The 17,053-nt window shown below is 42.7% G+C and carries 23 protein-coding genes and 1 pseudogene; 14 read left to right on the forward strand and 10 right to left on the reverse strand.

What is annotated here, in order from left to right; genetic code table 11:
- Nucleotides 1–121: 121 nt before the first annotated feature.
- Nucleotides 122–553, reverse strand: a complete 432-nt coding sequence (locus PI95_RS25975; protein ID WP_039752714.1) for a hypothetical protein — start codon at nucleotides 551–553, stop codon at nucleotides 122–124.
- Between the two features lie 47 nt (nucleotides 554–600).
- Here PI95_RS25975 and PI95_RS35335 point away from each other — a divergent pair.
- Nucleotides 601–732 (forward strand): annotated as a pseudogene (locus tag PI95_RS35335) (ATP-binding protein); the annotation flags it as partial.
- Between the two features lie 374 nt (nucleotides 733–1,106).
- Here the strand turns inward: PI95_RS35335 and PI95_RS25985 are convergent.
- On the reverse strand, nucleotides 1,107–2,477 hold the full coding sequence (locus tag PI95_RS25985) for a hypothetical protein (protein ID WP_039752715.1): 1,371 nt from the start codon (nucleotides 2,475–2,477) through the stop codon (nucleotides 1,107–1,109).
- Between the two features lie 375 nt (nucleotides 2,478–2,852).
- On the reverse strand, nucleotides 2,853–4,775 hold the full coding sequence (gene mnmG / locus PI95_RS25990; protein ID WP_039752716.1) for a tRNA uridine-5-carboxymethylaminomethyl(34) synthesis enzyme MnmG: 1,923 nt from the start codon (nucleotides 4,773–4,775) through the stop codon (nucleotides 2,853–2,855).
- Nucleotides 4,776–4,917: 142 nt separating this feature from the next.
- Here mnmG and PI95_RS25995 point away from each other — a divergent pair, with 142 nt between their 5' ends.
- On the forward strand, nucleotides 4,918–5,799 hold the full coding sequence (locus PI95_RS25995; protein ID WP_039752717.1) for a D-alanyl-D-alanine carboxypeptidase family protein: 882 nt from the start codon (nucleotides 4,918–4,920) through the stop codon (nucleotides 5,797–5,799).
- 36 nt (nucleotides 5,800–5,835) lie between these two features.
- On the opposite strand, the gene PI95_RS26000 is transcribed toward PI95_RS25995, so the two are convergent.
- A complete protein-coding gene (locus PI95_RS26000) occupies nucleotides 5,836–6,030 on the reverse strand; it encodes a type II toxin-antitoxin system HicB family antitoxin (protein ID WP_039752718.1) in 195 nt (64 codons plus the stop codon).
- A 318-nt stretch (nucleotides 6,031–6,348) separates the two neighbouring features.
- Between PI95_RS26000 and PI95_RS26005 the strand changes: the two genes are divergently transcribed.
- From PI95_RS26005 to PI95_RS26035, 7 genes are all read left to right on the forward strand, one after another.
- Nucleotides 6,349–6,924 (forward strand): TIGR04376 family protein, encoded by a 576-nt coding sequence (locus tag PI95_RS26005; protein ID WP_039753956.1) that lies wholly within the window; start codon nucleotides 6,349–6,351, stop codon nucleotides 6,922–6,924.
- Between the two features lie 118 nt (nucleotides 6,925–7,042).
- A complete protein-coding gene (locus PI95_RS26010) occupies nucleotides 7,043–8,611 on the forward strand; it encodes a DEAD/DEAH box helicase family protein (protein WP_039752719.1) in 1,569 nt (522 codons plus the stop codon).
- 131 nt (nucleotides 8,612–8,742) lie between these two features.
- The gene (locus PI95_RS26015) at nucleotides 8,743–9,957 is read left to right on the forward strand and encodes a DUF790 family protein (protein ID WP_039752720.1); all 1,215 of its coding nucleotides are present in this window, start codon (nucleotides 8,743–8,745) and stop codon (nucleotides 9,955–9,957) included.
- A 4-nt stretch (nucleotides 9,958–9,961) separates the two neighbouring features.
- Nucleotides 9,962–10,204 (forward strand): hypothetical protein, encoded by a 243-nt coding sequence (locus PI95_RS26020; RefSeq protein ID WP_039752721.1) that lies wholly within the window; start codon nucleotides 9,962–9,964, stop codon nucleotides 10,202–10,204.
- Nucleotides 10,205–10,321: 117 nt separating this feature from the next.
- Complete coding sequence (locus tag PI95_RS26025; protein ID WP_039752723.1) at nucleotides 10,322–10,561, forward strand: hypothetical protein; 240 nt, start codon at nucleotides 10,322–10,324, stop codon at nucleotides 10,559–10,561.
- The gene (locus PI95_RS26030) at nucleotides 10,548–10,994 is read left to right on the forward strand and encodes a type II toxin-antitoxin system VapC family toxin (protein ID WP_201280608.1); all 447 of its coding nucleotides are present in this window, start codon (nucleotides 10,548–10,550) and stop codon (nucleotides 10,992–10,994) included. Before PI95_RS26025 ends, PI95_RS26030 begins: the two co-directional genes overlap by 14 nt.
- Nucleotides 10,995–11,202: 208 nt before the next feature.
- The gene (locus PI95_RS26035) at nucleotides 11,203–11,601 is read left to right on the forward strand and encodes a hypothetical protein (protein WP_052325748.1); all 399 of its coding nucleotides are present in this window, start codon (nucleotides 11,203–11,205) and stop codon (nucleotides 11,599–11,601) included.
- On the opposite strand, the gene PI95_RS35340 is transcribed toward PI95_RS26035, so the two are convergent.
- A complete protein-coding gene (locus PI95_RS35340; RefSeq protein ID WP_201280611.1) occupies nucleotides 11,589–11,780 on the reverse strand; it encodes a hypothetical protein in 192 nt (63 codons plus the stop codon). The genes PI95_RS26035 and PI95_RS35340 overlap by 13 nt on opposite strands.
- On the opposite strand from PI95_RS35340, the gene PI95_RS37730 reads away from it, so the two are divergent.
- On the forward strand, nucleotides 11,728–11,979 hold the full coding sequence (locus PI95_RS37730) for a hypothetical protein (RefSeq protein ID WP_507236767.1): 252 nt from the start codon (nucleotides 11,728–11,730) through the stop codon (nucleotides 11,977–11,979). The two genes, PI95_RS35340 and PI95_RS37730, sit on opposite strands and share 53 nt — an antisense overlap.
- 376 nt (nucleotides 11,980–12,355) lie before the next feature.
- The gene (locus PI95_RS37735; protein ID WP_507236768.1) at nucleotides 12,356–13,234 is read left to right on the forward strand and encodes a tetratricopeptide repeat protein; all 879 of its coding nucleotides are present in this window, start codon (nucleotides 12,356–12,358) and stop codon (nucleotides 13,232–13,234) included.
- 127 nt (nucleotides 13,235–13,361) lie between these two features.
- Here the strand turns inward: PI95_RS37735 and PI95_RS26045 are convergent, their stop codons facing one another.
- Nucleotides 13,362–13,589, reverse strand: a complete 228-nt coding sequence (locus PI95_RS26045; RefSeq protein WP_039752726.1) for a hypothetical protein — start codon at nucleotides 13,587–13,589, stop codon at nucleotides 13,362–13,364.
- Nucleotides 13,590–13,688: 99 nt separating this feature from the next.
- On the opposite strand from PI95_RS26045, the gene PI95_RS26050 reads away from it, so the two are divergent.
- A complete protein-coding gene (locus tag PI95_RS26050; protein WP_163519201.1) occupies nucleotides 13,689–13,850 on the forward strand; it encodes a type II toxin-antitoxin system HicB family antitoxin in 162 nt (53 codons plus the stop codon).
- Between the two features lie 164 nt (nucleotides 13,851–14,014).
- Here the strand turns inward: PI95_RS26050 and PI95_RS26055 are convergent, their stop codons facing one another.
- Genes PI95_RS26055 through PI95_RS26065 form a run of 3 tightly spaced genes read right to left on the reverse strand, consistent with a single transcriptional unit; the run spans nucleotide 14,015 to nucleotide 14,886 of the window.
- Entirely contained in the window at nucleotides 14,015–14,332 is a 318-nt protein-coding gene (locus tag PI95_RS26055) for a DUF5615 family PIN-like protein (protein WP_163519202.1), read from the reverse strand.
- A gap of 9 nt (nucleotides 14,333–14,341) precedes the next feature.
- A complete protein-coding gene (locus PI95_RS26060) occupies nucleotides 14,342–14,572 on the reverse strand; it encodes a DUF433 domain-containing protein (RefSeq protein ID WP_039752727.1) in 231 nt (76 codons plus the stop codon).
- Nucleotides 14,573–14,613: 41 nt separating this feature from the next.
- Nucleotides 14,614–14,886, reverse strand: a complete 273-nt coding sequence (locus tag PI95_RS26065; protein ID WP_163519203.1) for a type II toxin-antitoxin system HicB family antitoxin — start codon at nucleotides 14,884–14,886, stop codon at nucleotides 14,614–14,616.
- Nucleotides 14,887–15,340: 454 nt separating this feature from the next.
- Between PI95_RS26065 and PI95_RS36220 the strand changes: the two genes are divergently transcribed.
- Entirely contained in the window at nucleotides 15,341–15,556 is a 216-nt protein-coding gene (locus PI95_RS36220) for a hypothetical protein (protein ID WP_052325751.1), read from the forward strand.
- Nucleotides 15,557–15,599: 43 nt separating this feature from the next.
- Here the strand turns inward: PI95_RS36220 and PI95_RS36225 are convergent, their stop codons facing one another.
- On the reverse strand, nucleotides 15,600–15,761 hold the full coding sequence (locus PI95_RS36225) for a hypothetical protein (RefSeq protein ID WP_236117197.1): 162 nt from the start codon (nucleotides 15,759–15,761) through the stop codon (nucleotides 15,600–15,602).
- Between the two features lies 1 nt (nucleotide 15,762).
- Between PI95_RS36225 and PI95_RS26075 the strand changes: the two genes are divergently transcribed.
- Nucleotides 15,763–16,788 (forward strand): tetratricopeptide repeat-containing protein, encoded by a 1,026-nt coding sequence (locus PI95_RS26075; protein ID WP_052325752.1) that lies wholly within the window; start codon nucleotides 15,763–15,765, stop codon nucleotides 16,786–16,788.
- Nucleotides 16,789–17,053 lie beyond the last annotated feature (265 nt).

Raw genomic sequence — 17,053 nt, forward strand, 5'->3', positions numbered from 1 at the left:
AGACAAAAATGGACAGCCTTTTTTTAAAGATCCGCATGGGCCCAACGATACCCTCAGATGAAGGCTGTCCATTTTTGTCCACGTTCATTCCAAGGGACCACTGCGACCTAGCCAAGGTGGTTTAGGTATCGAACTGCTGGATTATATTGTGCCTGCAAACGGTCGTCCCATGCCCAGTGACTGGAAAAGCAGCGATATTGCACATATCCAAACTGTTTTCAAACTCTATTCCAAAACGAAAAGCTAATTCGATGGCATTATCATGATATTTTTGTTCTTGTTTGATAGCATTACTAAAACTACACCCTTCAGGCAAAACGAATGATTTACCACTAAAGATTGCGAGATCGCATTGTCTTATAACTACCTTTTCGACGATCTGATTCCCATCGACATAGAACTCATGGCATTCTTCTACTACTGCATTCGATCCGTCATTTGAACTCTTTCGGGAATAAAATTTTTTAACAATCTTGTCGTCTATCACTTCAAAATCTTTATAAGCGTATCCCTTTTTCAGATTTTTTAATTGTTCAAACTGCTGTTGAATCATCGTTCTCAAGCACTCCCATTTCCTGGATACTAACACCCTTATATTTCAACATAGCTTTAGGCTTATATCTATGTAAGCAAATCATCACCGCACATGGCGGCGAAATTGGCGTAAAAAGTGCAATCAATGCCGGGGCGACTTTTTGGTTTACACTACCAGTATTTAAAGCTAATAAATAGCTAAAAATTGGGCACGCTCGCATGGGGCATGGGGCATTGGGGGTCAAACTCCTAATACCCAAAAGCCCAAAATACTGTAGGATAAGTCAATTAAAATAATTGAACAAAGTAATGCTAAAATATTTCTGATAGAGAAAAAACTTAGTACAACATTGCACAAATTCGTAACAAATTCAATTCAGAAAACTCTGCGTTACTTTGCGCTTACTTTGCGTCCCTCTGCGTTTAAAAAGGTGCTCGTTTTTACGCAAAACTATACTTAGCTTTACCCCTTCAATCTCGCAAAATACAAGCGCGATCGCTCTCGTACAGCCATCTCAAAATTTAAGCAAATCGAAAGCGATCGCTTCGGGCGGTTACTCTAAAAGTGAATTTTACAAATTTTGACCAGTGTAAATTGATCGCACTTCGCCGTTCCGACGCACAACAGCTTCACCCTTACTCACCTCCACTAAAGTCCAACCGCTAGAACCAATGCTTTCACCGACATCGATGCGACGTGTCACCCCATCAACTTTAAACAAAGCCGCAGATTTATCACCTAACTCTAGCAATCCTTCCAAAGTATTGGTAGGAGCCGCCACAGTTTCCACATATGCCTGTTTTTCAACGGTTTTTGGCTCTTTTGGCGTTGGCGCTGACGGTGCTGTGGCTGCGGGTAATTTTGGTGGCGCAGCTTGAAAAGCAGTAACTTTTAACACAGGTAAAGGTTTAGACGGTTGTCGCAAAGTAATCGGTGCAGTTCGCACAGCCACAGGCTTGAGTTCTGTTCGCACCGCAGCCGTCACCATGTTTGCAGGCACGGGTTTGGCTGGTTTGGGGACGGATTTTAAAGCCTTTTTCACTGGTGCCGGTTTAGCTGCGTGAGAAGGCACCGTCGGTAAAACTTTCCGAACCCCAGCAATTGGCGGTGGCGCATAGCGCATTGGTTGCGGCGCTTGATAAACGGGGATGTAGATCCGCTCGACGATGGTTGTCCGGGGTGCGGCGGGGGTTGTATTATTAGCGGCGAGAACTGGTGGTAAATTACCTCTAGCTGGTGGTTTTATTGTTGGGGTAACATAAGCAAAAGCTGTTTGGGTAGGAATTACCGCAGTGGCGATCGCACTTTTAGTAGATTTTTGAGAGCTTTTTGCTTCTTGTCTGTCGATGATTGCCAGCGCTCCCAACATATATTGCACTAAATCTGCCTCCACTTCAACTTTGGCAGGCAATTGAGTCTTTAATTTTGGCTGTTGAACCGATTGCTCGACCAAATTAGAATTTATCCGGTAAATCAGTCCAGAGTTGAGCAAAAAGATAATACCAGCGATCGCCACGCCTAGGGTAGCTCCAAAAGACAGCAATTTGCCCCAAGCAATCCGCGCTTTGTGATGCTTTTTGCTGACTGATTTAGTTGTACCCGGTGCGTCAACCACAAACGTACTCAATTGCTTTTTACCTTGAGAAGCTGTTTGTATCGGTGGGGATGTTTCGGGTAAAACGATTTGCGATCTTTGGGGCGTGGGGATGACATATTCTGGATACAGCGCTCTTTGCAAGTCCTCTATACTACTTCGCGATGCGCGACTGCTGTAATGTATTGTTTGGGAAGGCATCCCATTACTATGCAAAATATTGTCAATATCGGCAAACAGTTCATCCATAAAGCCATCAGCATATGACTCTATCGACCAGGGTTCGCTGCCGATCAGTTCTTCTGAGGATTCCGGAATTAAAAGATGGGTGCTGGCTTGTTGTGACATAGCGATTTTAAGTTGTGGCTTTTGGGACGATAGAGTTCGTCTATACTGCCTGAAAGTATGGATTTTGCCTATTTCTATCCAATAAGAGCGTTCAAACTAGACAAGTTGATTGTCTAAGTAGTATGAAATGTCAACTTGAAACTCCTAACCCACAGGCTATAAGCCTAGGGCTACACGAACAAGGAACACCTCCGTGGGCTGAAATCCGTGCAGGCTGCGGAGGCACACGAGTGTTTGTATAGAGACACCCTTACAGGGTGTCGGATAGGAGCGAAGGTATTGACTGATAATGCCAGTTTTGAACTAATGTCATCTATCATACCAGCCTCTTCCGGTTTCACCCTACTACTATACTCATCCTTTATGAAGTTTATTTTAAGCTAAGGCAGAAAACTCCTTCGGTGTCTTGTTCCTACGTAATTCTAAATATAGTAATAGGGCATTGACATCAGCAGGATTAACACCTCCTATACGTGCTGCTTGTCCGATTGTCAGTGGTTTTACGGAGTTTAACTTTTCCCGTGCTTCTTTAGATAGGGTATCAATCGTTGCGTAGTCTAGATTTGCTGGCAATTGGCGGTGTGCTTGGCGGGCTATTTGGTCAATTTGATTTTGTTGGCGTTGTAAATACCCGGAATACTTAATGTCAATTTCCGCACCTTCTTTTTCCGCAGTTTTTAAGTTGGGGTTGCCGATTCCATATCTATCGAGGTGAGTGTAATGGAATCCCGGACGCCGTAGCAACTCAGCTAAGGTGATTGAACCTTTGATTGCTTGTTGCGTACCGGAGGCGATCGCCTGTCCGATTTCTGATTGTTCTTTCACCCGCGTTGCGTACAGCCGTTCTTTTTCGGCGGTAATATTCTCTTGTTTGCGGGTAAATAATTCCCAGCGGCGATCGTCAATCAAACCGATTTCCCGTCCCAAAGGTGTCAGACGTTGGTCGGCATTATCCGAACGCAGTATTAAGCGATACTCTGACCTACTCGTAAGCATCCGGTAAGGTTCACGTAAATCCTTGGTACATAGGTCATCTAACAGAGTACCGATGTAACTTTCCTCACGCGAAAAAACAATCATTTCGCGATCGCGCACAAACCGCGCTGCATTAATTCCCGCCACAATTCCTTGTGTCGCGGCTTCTTCATAGCCAGTTGTACCATTAATCTGTCCCGCACAAAACAACCCAGCAACTTTTTTTGTCATCAACGTCGGATAACACTGAGTCGCCGGTAAGTAATCGTACTCAACCGCATAAGCTGGGCGCAGCATAATACAATTTTCCAAACCAGGAAGACTCCGCAACATCAAAAGTTGCAAATTTTCTGGCAAACCTGTAGAAAACCCTTGAATGTAAAGTTCCGGAATATCTCGTCCTTCCGGTTCAATAAAGATTTGGTGACTTTCCTTATCGGCAAAGCGGACAATTTTATCTTCAATACTCGGACAGTATCGCGGTCCTTTGGCTTCCACCCAACCCCCATAAACCGGCGACAAATGCAAATTTTCCCGAATTAGGCGATGAGTTTCCGCCGTCGTCCGGGTAATATAGCAAGGCATTTGTTCTCTTTCTACCCACACATCCGGGTCAAAGCTAAACCAGCGGACTTCTTCATCCCCAGGTTGCGGTGACATTTTACTGTAATCTACAGACCGCTTGTCAACTCGTGCCGGCGTTCCCGTCTTTAATCGTCCGGTTTCAAATCCCAAGCGATTGAGAGTTTGTGTCAACCCTTCAGCAGCAAATTCTCCAGCGCGTCCCGCTGCCATCGACTTGTTACCAACCCAAATTCGTCCGCCTAAAAACGTTCCTGTGGTCAAAATTACCGCTTTGCAGGCAAAACCGACACCAAAGTAAGTTTCAACGCCGATAACTTCATCATTTGCGCCTAAAACTAAATCCGTCGCCATTGCTTCCCGGATTGTTAAGTTTTCTTGATTTTCGACAATATTCTTCATTAACGCCGCGTATTCCCGCTTGTCAGTTTGAGCGCGTAAAGCCCAAACCGCAGGTCCGCGTGAAGAGTTGAGAATCCGCTTTTGGAGGTAGGTGCGGTCTGCGATTTTACCGATTTCCCCGCCTAATGCATCCACCTCATGCGTCAACTGAGATTTTGCCGGACCACCCACCGCTGGGTTGCAGGGTTGCCAAGCGATTTTATCCAAGTTCAGTGTCAGCAGCAGGGTACGACAACCCAAGCGGGCGCTAGCGAGGGCTGCTTCGCAACCAGAGTGACCTGCACCGACGACAATGACATCGAAAGCGTCTTGGAATTCAATGGAATTGTGCATGGTCATACTTAAGTATCAGCAAGCTTAAAGTTATTCTTAATGTTAACCGATTCAGTGGTTTAATGGTCGTAGGTTGCAGTTCACAAGGAATCGTAATAATTATGAATAAAGAATAAAAATCTTTGTATTAAGATTAGGGGAAAAGATAATGAAACGATTTTGGCGAAAAAGTTCTTTTATTAGTATTGTTATTTTTATAGTCTTTGCTTTAGTTGCTAGTAATGGAATTACTCAACGGACATTAAGTACAGATATCCGACAATTGCAAGATTGTTTAACTGCTCGTTCTTCAGGTAGTTATAGAGATTTAAATAAAGTTTGTCCAAATACATCACAACCAATCATTTCACCAACTCCACTTACACCGCAAATACCCGATGTAAATTTGCCGGAATCACAGCGTTTTTTGAATGCGATCGCTGACAAATTACCAACAACTCCCCAACCCGGTACTTTTGAATATATTTTGTTGAAAGCATACGGTGCAGCATTTGTAAATCAGCAACCAGAAATAAAACTACCGCCAAAAGTTATCTTGGCTAACGAGCAAGAAACCAAAGCGTTTCAAACTACTTTAACAATGGGGAAAGTAAATGGTACTAATGACTGTTATTTACAAAAATCAGCAGCAGACGCTTTCAATAAAGCCAAATCAGCAGTTAGAATTCCGCTCAAATCTGGTTACGGAGGTAGTGATTGTACTCGCACTTTTGCGACAAATTTAAGATTCTGGAGAAAATACGCTAATAACAATACTTTGGAACGAGTTAGACAAGGTAAAGAAACAGCAATTTTAGGTGTAGTTGCACCACCGGGAGCATCACAACATCTCTGGGGATTAGCGATTGATTTACGGGTTTCCAGTCAAGCGCAAAGACAAGCGCTAAATAAAAATGGTTGGTTTCAAACTGTAGAAAATGATGTCCCACATTGGACTTATGTCGGTTTAACGGAAGAAAATTTACGATTATTTGGGTTTAAAAATAAAATCGTCAGGGGAACTACTTATTGGGTTACGCCGCTTACATGAATTAAAACTAGCAAGACCTGGTAAGCTAGGCATAAATTATCCCACTTCTACATAACGAGCTTCTGCATCTAGTGTCAATTCCTCAAGAGTATCAAGGTAAACTTGAATAGCGTCTTTAATATTTTCTAAAGCTTCTTCTTCTGTTTCTCCCTGTGACCAACATCCAGGTAAAGCAGGACACCAAATAGCATATCCTTCATCACTTTTTTTTAACTTGACTTGATAACGCATATTTTAATTACCAGATGAATGTAACTTTATATATTGTTCAATTATACAAAGAGCGATCGCCTAACTTACAGCAGTTTTCATGTAGTTAGACCGCACTCAAGTTTTCTGTATTTCTTCCTTTGCGACGGCAGTTGCTTCAAGCCGGGAGACCCGTCCAACGCACTGCCTCGTCTTTGCGGCTTTGCGTGAGATAAAAATAATGTGGTTCATTTACCTGAAAATCGCTGTAATTAAAATATCAACTACCAGGGGCGGCTCGTAAATAATTGCTTCAAATACTACAATAAAAGCACACATCTGACTTCTGGAGTGCTGACAGTGGGCTTATTTGATGATTTGAGTCGGTTTCTGGAAAACCGTTTAGAAGAATTTCTGCGAAATAATCCGCATTTAGAGTTAGAAGCGCTGTTAGAACAACTGCGCGAACAAGAGGCAGACACGCTAAAGTTGATTGCAGATTTACAAGTACAGGAAAAGCGATCGCAAGACGATATTCTCTCCACCGCGCAAGAAATCCAAAGATGGCATATCCGCGTTCAAAAAGCGCAATCCGCTAACAGACAGGATTTGGCAGCAGCAGCACAAGAACGCGAAGCTGCTTTGTTGCGCGAAGGAAATCAGCGCTGGGGACAAATGCAAGGCTTGAAAGAACGCATTACTCAATCTAAAGAATTACTGCGAAAAATACAAGTACGCCGTCAAGAAGTGCAAACCAAAGCCGCTGAAGCACAAGATTTGCGTGCTAAAGCTCAAACTCAGCAGCGCTTTGAAACAAATGGTTGGTCAAATAAATCCAGTAGTTATTCTAATACGTTTGACGACTTAGAAGAGAAGTTTTTGCGCTGGGAAACTCAAGATGAGTTGGAACAAATGAAACGGAATATGAAGAAATAAATTGTCATGGGGAGGTGGAGGGGATGGGGATTATCGGATCGAGACTGAAGTTCTTAGTACAAAGATGTTTTATTATAAGTAATTAAACGGACATAATATTACTTATTAAGGCTTCTGAGTGGCTCGTACCCCCACATTAACTTTCGATCGCGGCACATTAATTTTACATCCACCAGCGCGGGGCAAAGGTTGGATGGATTACGCTACGTGGGATGATAGAGTAGAAAAATTCCGCATTCCGGCGATTCAATATCGACTTTTAGTAGAAGCGCTACAAGCGGAAGAGACTAATTTTATCGATGAAGCGAAGGCATTTCATCCGGTAGAGTTGGTTGCGAGTATGGAAATGGAACCCTATCCCCATCAAAGTGAGGCATTAGCAGCTTGGAAACTGGCAGGAAGACAGGGGGTAGTGGTGCTTCCCACAGCGGCAGGAAAGACTTATCTGGCGCAAATGGCGATGCAAGCAACACCGCGCACAACTTTAATTGTGGTGCCAACTTTAGATTTGATGCACCAGTGGTATGCACACTTGATGGCAGCGTTTCCTGATGCTGAGGTGGGGTTATTGGGGGGTGGATCGAGAGATAGAACTCCGATACTGGTTGCGACTTACGACAGTGCGGCAATTCACGCGGAAAGTTTGGGAAATAAGTATGCTTTGGTGATTTTTGATGAGTGTCATCATTTGCCAACTGATTTTAATCGGGTGATTGCGGAATATGCGATCGCACCTTATCGACTCGGACTTTCTGCAACACCAGAACGCACTGATGGCAAACACGCTGATTTAAATATCCTCATTGGTAAAGAAGTATATCGCAAACGTGCTGAAGATTTGGCGGGTAAGGCGTTAGCAGAACATGAAGTTGTACAAATTAAGGTGAAGCTATCGCAAGTTGAGCGAGAAAGATACAATCAATTAATTCAAACTCGCAATGATTTTTTGAAGCAATCAAAGATTTCTTTGGGGAGTTTGAAAGGTTGGCAATATTTTGTGCAAATGAGTGCGCGATCGCCTGCTGGACGTAGAGCTATGTTAGCACACCGTCAAGCGAAAGAAATCGCTTTGGGTACTGATGGAAAGTTACGAATTCTCACGAATTTACTTGCGGAACATTATCCGGAAAGAATTTTGATTTTTACGGCTGATAATGCCACAGTTTACCGCATTTCTGGTGAGTTGTTAGTTCCGGCAATTACTCATCAAACTCCTGTGAAGGAACGCCATGAAATATTAACGAAGTTTCGGGAGGGGGAGTATAAAAGTTTGGTTGCTTCTCATGTGTTGAATGAAGGTGTTGATGTGCCGGCAGCGAGTATTGCGATTATTTTATCGGGTACTGGTTCGGCGAGGGAATATATTCAACGTTTGGGGAGGGTTTTAAGGAAGGGTAATATTGAAAATAAGCAGGCGATTTTATATGAGGTGGTGGCTGAGGATACGAGTGAGGAGGGTACTTCGGCAAGGAGGAGGGGGGAGAGGAGTAACGAACCACAGAGGCGCAGAGAACGCAGAGGAGAGGAAGATAAGAGAGGGAAGTTGCATGTTGTTTATGGAAGTGGTCAGCAAAGTAATTATAAGGCTGCTGAACAGATGGAAATTAAGTATTCTGTTGAGAAGAAAGCTAAAACACCCAATAAAAATAATGTAGATTCAAAAGATTCATCAGAGCCAACAAACTAATAACAATTAACAACTAACCACTAACCACTAACCACTAACAACCAACGACTAACCACTAACAACCAACGACTAACCACTAACCACTATCAACTATCAACTAACCACTATCAACTATCAACTAACCAATCCCAATGTTACCAACAGATTTACTGATTCATCGTCAAAATGGTGAGGAGATAATTCCGAAGAGACTTAAGCTTGATAAGATGACTTTGGAGTTAGCTGTTGAGTTAATTGATTGTTTTCGAGAAGCGGTAGGAATGACGCAAGGTGTTCTTGAACGTCAGTTGTTGGAGTTGGAGGGTGATACTACTGATTATAAGGTGAAGCGGGGATTGGCTTATATTTTAAAAAGCAGTTTTTGCACTTTTGAGGTGGTGAGTCCTTTGGAACCTCAAATGTTACGAGAAAGGGTGTTTGCTTTATCTGCAAAGTCTGTTTCAAGTCCGCAATCAACGCAGGCTACACTTAGCAAGATTGCTGATGAATTAAGTCATGAATTTGAGCGGGAAGTTTTACCGCAACAAGTTCATGATGGGTTATATGCTGATTTAAATGAAAATAAGATTTTGATTGCTTTTGATGCACCTAGTCCTGAAGATTTGTTACATCGATATAATTTATCTCAAGTGCAGGGCGTGTTTTATCGGGCAAGTCAACTAAGTTTAAATGCTCATCGTAATGTACCGGGTGAATATAAGCTTTTGTTTCGCTATTTGAAGCTGTTTCAATTGATGGCTTATATTGAGGGTGATGCTGACCACGGATTTACAATTACGATTGATGGTCCGACGAGTTTGTTTAATCCGAGTACGCGATATGGTTTGGCGATCGCTAAAATGATTCCGGCTTTACTTCATGTCACAAGATGGAGTCTTTCTTCTATTCTCCAAACTCGCGATTTTTACACTAATAGTTGGAAAACTGGACGTTTCACTCTCAATTCTGAATGCGGTTTGGTGTCTCATTATCCACCTGGCAAGCCTTACGATAGTATGTTGGAAGCGTCTTTTGCTGATAAGTGGGATTCGTTAAAAAGTGATTGGGTGTTGGAGAGAGAAGTTGATTTAGTTCCGATTCCTGGTAGTGTGATGATTCCCGATTTTCGTTTGGTACATCCTGATGGACGGACGTTTTTATTAGAAATTGTTGGTTATTGGCGTCCGGAATATTTACAAAAGAAGTTTTCTCAAGTGCGACGTGCGGAACGTGATGACTTGATTTTGGCAATTTCTGAAAGATTAAATTTGGAAAAAGCGGGTGTGAAATTAAATGATGTTCCCGCTAGAATTATTTGGTTTAAAGATAAGTTATTGCCGAAGGCAGTATTGGCAGCATTGGAGTAATTATATGAAAACTATTGAAACAATTGCGACGGTTACAGCAGATGGGAAAATTACATTGCAGTTACCGGCTGATATTCCCGCAGGTGAACATCAAGTGGTGGTGATAATTGATGAAAAGTCTTTGTTAAAGAAAGAAGAAAAGAAGGAAAAGCGTCCTCCGTTGGATTTTCCTGTACATAATTGCGGTCTTATACCCGAAAATCTTTCTTTAAGACGTGAGGATATGTATGATGACTGGGGACGCTAACTCTGTTTTTCTGGACACAAATATTTTGGTATATGCTAATGTTCCTGAATATCCTTTACACTTGGTTGCTATAAACGCAATTCAAAGTTATGAACAAAGTAATATTGGAGAAATAATATGAAAGCTATCCAAACAACTGCGACGGTGACAAGTGATGGGAAAATTACCTTGCAATTACCGCCTGATATTCCTCCTGGTGAACATCAAGTGGTGGTGATAATTGATGAAAAATTGTCAGAAAAGGAGGTAATTAAGGAAAAGCGTCCTCCGTTGGATTTTCCTGTGATTCATGTTGATTCTTTTCCGGAAAATCTTTCTCTAAGACGTGAGGATATGTATGGTGATGACGGACGCTAACTCTGTTTTTCTCGACACGAATATCCTCGTTTATGCTAGTGTTCCCGAATCTCCTTTACACTTGGTTGCTATGAGTGCAATTCAAAGTTATGAACAAAGTGGAACGCAATTGTGGATTAGCCGACAAGTTTTGCGAGAATATCTGGCTACTCTGACTCGTCCGCAGCTATATACTCAACCTATACCAATTTTGAGAGTAACTGCGGAAATTCGTTTTTTCCAAAATCGCTTTCGTGTAGCTGAAGATAATTTGCTGGTAACGGAAAGACTTTTATCTTTAATGTCAGAAATTCCCAGCGGTGGCAGGCAAGTACATGATGCTAATATCGTCGCCACGATGTTAGTTTACCATATTCCGCAATTATTAACTCATAATGTCGGAGATTTTGCCAGATTTTCTACATTAATTACTGTATCGCCATTGCAAGAGTAGGGAGTAGGGAGTGGGGAGTGGGGAGTAGGGAGTAGGGATTTGTCTGAATCTATCTACTGATTGCTATATTAATAAACTTTCAGGCGTTGTCATTGCAAGTGTAGTCAGAACCCCGACAACTTCTGCGAAGTCGGGGTTCTTGTTTCCGAAATATACTGAGATAAAGAGGTAGGTACAATAAAATATATTTGGGATTTTGGGTTAATTTATGGAACCTGCTACACTAACAGCAGCTGCGATCGCTACTTTAGTCATCACCAAAGCTTTTGAAAAAACTGGTGAAATTATCGGCGAAAAGACTTGGCAGGAAGGCGAGAAGTTGTTAGCGCTGCTCAAAGAAAAAGAACCCAGCACCGCAAATGATATACAATTAGCGCAGCAACAACCTCTAGATTACGGTCAAGCTGATTTGATTGGACAGCAAGTTGAGCAAGCGGCAAACAAACATCCGGAAATTCGGCAAGCAGTCGAAGCTGTGGCAGATACCGTTAAGTCTCAACCTTCTATCATTCAGAATTTTACCAATACAGTAGATAAAAATTATGGTGGGAATGTAGGGAATATTTCCATCGAAACCCAAAATCAAAACCAAACCTACAATTTTTGACTGTATTCGTCGGAACGGGAACCGACAAAGTTAACTCCCACCACCGAAATACCAGATAATTTGCCTTGGAGTGGGGCGACAAAGTTCGTCGGGCGTGAAACAGAACTCGCACATCTCCACCAACTATTGCAGGAAAATGATTCTGTAGCAATAGCTGCCGTTATTGGTATGGGTGGCATCGGTAAAACTGAACTAGCGTTGCAATATGCACTTAAACAGCGCGAATTTTACTCTGGTGGGATTTGCTGGTGTGGTGTCAAAAGCGGTGATGTCGGGAGCGCAGGTGGTGCAATTTGCTCGCATTCACTTAGAATTAAACCCCTTGACAGATTTGGATTTAGTCGGGCAAGTGAAATACTGCTGGCAGCGCTGGCGTGAGGGTAATGTGTTGTTAGTGCTGGATGATGTCACTATATATAAGGAAATTCAGCCGTATTTACCCCCGTCATCTACCCGATTTAAAGTGCTGATGACAACCAGAAAGCAATTTGGGCAGATTCCTAAATTATCATTAGATGTGCTGGAACCACAAGCCGCGCTAGATTTGTTGCGAAAACTCGTTGGGGAAGAACGGGCTAATGTAGAGACACAGGTTATCGCGTCTTTACTTGAAAGGTTGGGATATTTGCCTTTGGGGATAGAATTAGTAGGGCGGTATCTCGCCAGAAAACAAGATTTATCCCTGGCAGAAATGTTACAAAGGTTGGAGAAAAAGAAACTCAAAGAGCGTTCTTTGTCTCAGCCAGAAGAAAACATGACAGCACAGCAGGGTGTAGAAGCAGCCTTTGAGTTAAGTTGGGAAGAATTAACCGACAACGATAAGCAACTGGCGTGTTTGCTGAGTTTATTTGCTGCTGCACCGATACCTTGGCAGTTGGTAAAATCTTGTTTACCGAATGTCGATGCAGAAGAGTTAGAAGAAAGTCGGGACGACAAGCTGCTGACTTTGCATTTGCTACAACGTAAGGAAAAAGGAATTTATCAACTCCATCCACTGCTGCGAGAATTCTTTCAGGCGAAGCTTGAAGCACCACCTTTGCAGGAAAATTCCGGGGATGTTAAACGAGCATTTGCCTCAGTTATCATAGCAAAAGCCAAGCATATTCCTGATAACGCCACCCTTGAGCAAATTACCGCCATCGCCCCCTACATACCTCATTTAGCAGAAGTAGCGAAGAATCTGATTCAATATGCTAGCGATGAGGATGTATTCTGGGCTTTCGTTGGTAACGCTGCATTTTACTATAGTCAAGGGTTGTATGACAAGGCAGAACCTTGGTCTGAGCAGTGTGTAGAAGTCACAAAAAAACGCTTGGGAGAAGAACATCCCGACGTTGCACAAAGCCTCAACAACCTGGCATTACTCTACGACTCCCAAGGACGTTACAGTGAAGCCGAACCGTTGCACCTCCAAGCTTTGGAACTAAGGCGACGCAATTTGGGAGAAGAACATCCCGATGTTGCACTTAGCCTCAACAACCTGGCAGCACTCTACGACTCCCAAGGACGTTACAGCGAAGCCGAAGATTTCTACCTCCAAGCTTTAGATATTTGTGAGCAACAATTAGGAATAGGTCATCCGTTTACAATAACAGTTCGCGGAAATTATGCTATTTGCTTAAAGCGAGGGTAAATTTGATGCGGCGAGAGTTAAATTGCACTACAGAAATTAACTTCCCAGCCTCAACGATGAAGTTCTAAACTCGGCTGTTCTCGTTCAAAGTGAGAATGTTCCTGTTCAAAGTGAGAATGTTCTCGTTTCAACCCAGAACTTTCACCCTTTGAGGCTCAACGTTCACCCTTTGAAGCTCAACGTTCACCCTCTGAAGCTCAACGTTCACCTTCAGAAGCTCAAGTTTCACCTTCAGAAGCTCAACGTTCACCCTCAGAAGCTCAACTTTCACCCTCAGAAGCTCAACTTTCACCTTCAGAGGCTCAACGTTCACCTTCAGAAGCTCAACGTTCACCTTCAGAGGCTCAACTTCCAAGTTACAAGATTGAATGACGGTGTTAAAAGGCGTAAACGTAGCCCACGCAGGACAAAATTAGCTACCATCAATCATATAATTCTCTTCACAAACACAGAAATGTTAATTACATACACTGCAAAATATACAAAAACTAATAGCGGATATATGGGACAACTGATTGAATGGCAAGAAGTTATCACAGAAGGAGAAACCATAGAAGAATGCAGAGCTATGTTGCAAGACGCAACCAAAGAAATGATTCTCGCTTATCGTCAATAAAATAAAGAAATTCCCACAGGTGATTCTTTGCTAGAACAATTTCCTATAGAGTTTGAGTCATATCGGTAATCGCTTTACCCGGAAAGTCTCATTACTGACAGAAATACAGCAGATTGCAACTTCGTGAGGTACAGATCATCGTAGGGGCACAATATATTGTGCCCCTACCCGTGTACTACCTCTAAATCTTCTTGACATTCACGCAAAACTTGCGTCAACCGTTCATTAATTGCATCGTAATTTTCATTCCCCAACCTAAATAAAATCACACTAGGTAAACTATCGCCACTAACTGCTAAAAGCTGGGCAAAATCTAAATCTATAGTTAATAAAATTCTCCCTTCTGCACGGGCTTTAATTAAAATCTCATCATCTGGTAGTCTTTGCAAACCTTCATCACGTAAATGCACCACATCATAACCATCACCACGCAACCAAAATACAGTGCGTAATGAGATTCCCATATCTGCCAAAAACTTCATGATTATTTTTTAAGCACTTTTGAACGGATAAACCCGCTCTTGAGTCAACCACGCCGCGTAAAGTAGAGATTGACGAATATCCTCTGGTTCTAAATCAGGATATTCTTCTAAAATCTCCGCTACAGGTTTGTCATTAGCTACCAAATTTACGATTAAAGAAACCGGAATTCGCATCCCACGAATGCAAGCTTGTCCACCCATTACGCTAGGGTCAAATGTAACTCTCTCCAGACCTAACATAAAATTTAAAATTGTCTCTCTAAAATATTGTTTATCTTTGCTTACAAGGTGTCCATCGGCTCAAGGGTTGGCTCCTTGTTCAAGTCAATACTATCAATAACTGGTAAAGAATGTCCCAGTTTCAACCCCAGCAAAATCCACTCTTCCAATGTTGATCGCAACTCATCTTCACACTCACGCAAAGTCGAACCAAAAGCAACAACTCCCTGACATTCAGGAATTCTACCCACAAATGTATTATCTTCCAGCTTGTCGTAAAGAGCTTTTGCTAATGCTTGCTCAACATACTCACTCAAAATAAACCTGACAGTCATTAAATCTCCCACTTTGCTAAAGTTTGATTCTACTTTTCAACTAAATTGAAATACAATGACAAATTTTCGTCTAGCAAAAAACGCACTTTCACGAAGCATTAATCATCTCTACATCTTAATTCGTAGTGCGGACTGAAGTCCGCTCCTTCCTTACCATATTTTAATGAACCACCGGAGAAGACAAGCTTACACTTGAAGATATATATAACTGTAATCTTGTACTTAATAGCTTGCTGCATGGAACCTGTAACAATCACAGCTGTAGCAAAGCGCGATCGCCACAATAGTTTTCACTAAAGCCTTAGAAAAAACAGGCGAAAAGCTTGGAGAAGCTGCATTAAACGAAAGTCATAAGTTAATCGAACAGCTACGCCATAAGAATAAGTTACCATTTCTCGCGAATGCCACACCAGAAAACCAAGAGCGATTAGATTATGGCAAAGCAGTACTCGAATTGAAAGCAGCAGCAGACGCAGATAGCGAAATTGCCAAATCAGTCCGGTCTGTAGAAGCAGCAGCAAACGCCGATGCACAAGTTGCGCCAAAAGTCAAAGAGTTAGCAAATGATATCAACTCGCAACCAGCAGGCGTCATCAATTCTACAAAGTTAGCTGAATCGATTAAAAACGTCTTTCAGGGAAATACTTTTAACGGTACTAATATCTTTTGACTGTATTCGTCCGAACGGGAACGGACAAAGTTAAATCCCCCCATTATAATACCGCATAATTTGCCCTGGAGTGGGGTGAGGGAGTTCGTCGGACGTGAAAAAGAACTCGAACATCTCCACCAACTCTTGCAGGAAAATCACTCTGTGGCAATCGCGGCGATCGCGCTTTTTGGGTGGTGTGGGTAAAACAGAATTGGCGTTGCAATATGCACTTTTACAGCGCGAATTTTACTCTGGTGGGATTTGCTGGTGTCAAGTTAAAAGCGGTGATGTCGGGAGCGCAGGTGGTGCAATTTGCTCGCATTCACCTTGAATTAAACCCGTTAACAGATTTGGATTTAGTCGGGCAAGTGAAATACTGTTGGCAGCGCTGGCGTGAGGGTAATGTGTTGCTAGTGCTGGATGATGTCACTATATATAAGGAAATTCAGCCGTATTTACCGCCGTTATCCTCCCGATTTCAGGTGCTGATCACAACAAGATCGCACTTCGGGCAGATTTCTAAATTATCATTAGATGTGCTGCAACCACAAGCCGCGTTGGAGTTGTTGCGAAAACTCGTTGGGGATGAACGGGTTAATGTAGAGACGCGACCGGTCGCGTCTCTACCCGAAAGGTTGGGATATTTGCCTTTGGGGTTAGAGTTAGTAAGGCGGTATTTAGCAAGAAAAGAGGATTTATCTTTAGCAGAAATGTTGCAAAGGTTGGAGAAAAAGAAACTCAAAGAGCGTTCTTTGTCTCAGCCAGAAGAAAATATGACAGCACACCGGGGTGTAGAAGCAGCCTTTGAGTTAAGTTGGCAAGAATTAAACGACACAGATAAGCAACTGGCGTGTTTGCTGAGTTTATTTGCTGCTGCACCGATACCTTGGGAGTTGGTAGAATCTTGCTTACCCGATGTGGATGCAGAGGAGTTAGAAGAAAGTCGGGATCGTAAGCTGCTGAATTTGCATTTGCTACAGCGTAAACAAAAGGGAATTTATCAACTGCATCCACTGCTGCGCGAATTTTTTCAAGCTCAGTTACAAGCACCACCTTTTGAGGAAGATTCGGGGGATCTTAAACAAGCATTTGCCGCAGTCATGATAGCAGTAATCAAGGATATTCCTTATAACCCCACCCTTGAGTTAATCACCGCCGTCTCCCCTGCCATACCTCATTTAGCAGAAGTAGCGAAGAATCTGATTCAATATGTTAGCGATGAAGATTTAATTTGGGCTTTCTACGGTTAGGGGTGAATCATCCCCACACTATCACTGTTCGTGAAAATCTGGCAAGTCTTGGCGCTAAGTTGATTTCAGAGCAGTAAAATTCAACTTCTCAGCCTCAAGTTGAGGCAGCATCCCAATGCGTGCAAAAAGCCCGCAGGCTATAAGCCTGGACGCCAGATGCTACAAGTCGGCGGAGCCGCCCAACGCACTGGCTCGGCTACACGGACAAAGCCCGCGAAGGCGGGCTAATGCTAATGTTAATGGGCTTATAGCCCGCGAAGGCGGG

Source organism: Hassallia byssoidea VB512170 (genome assembly GCF_000817785.2).
Taxonomy (GTDB): Bacteria; Cyanobacteriota; Cyanobacteriia; order Cyanobacteriales; family Nostocaceae; genus Hassallia; species Hassallia carrinoi.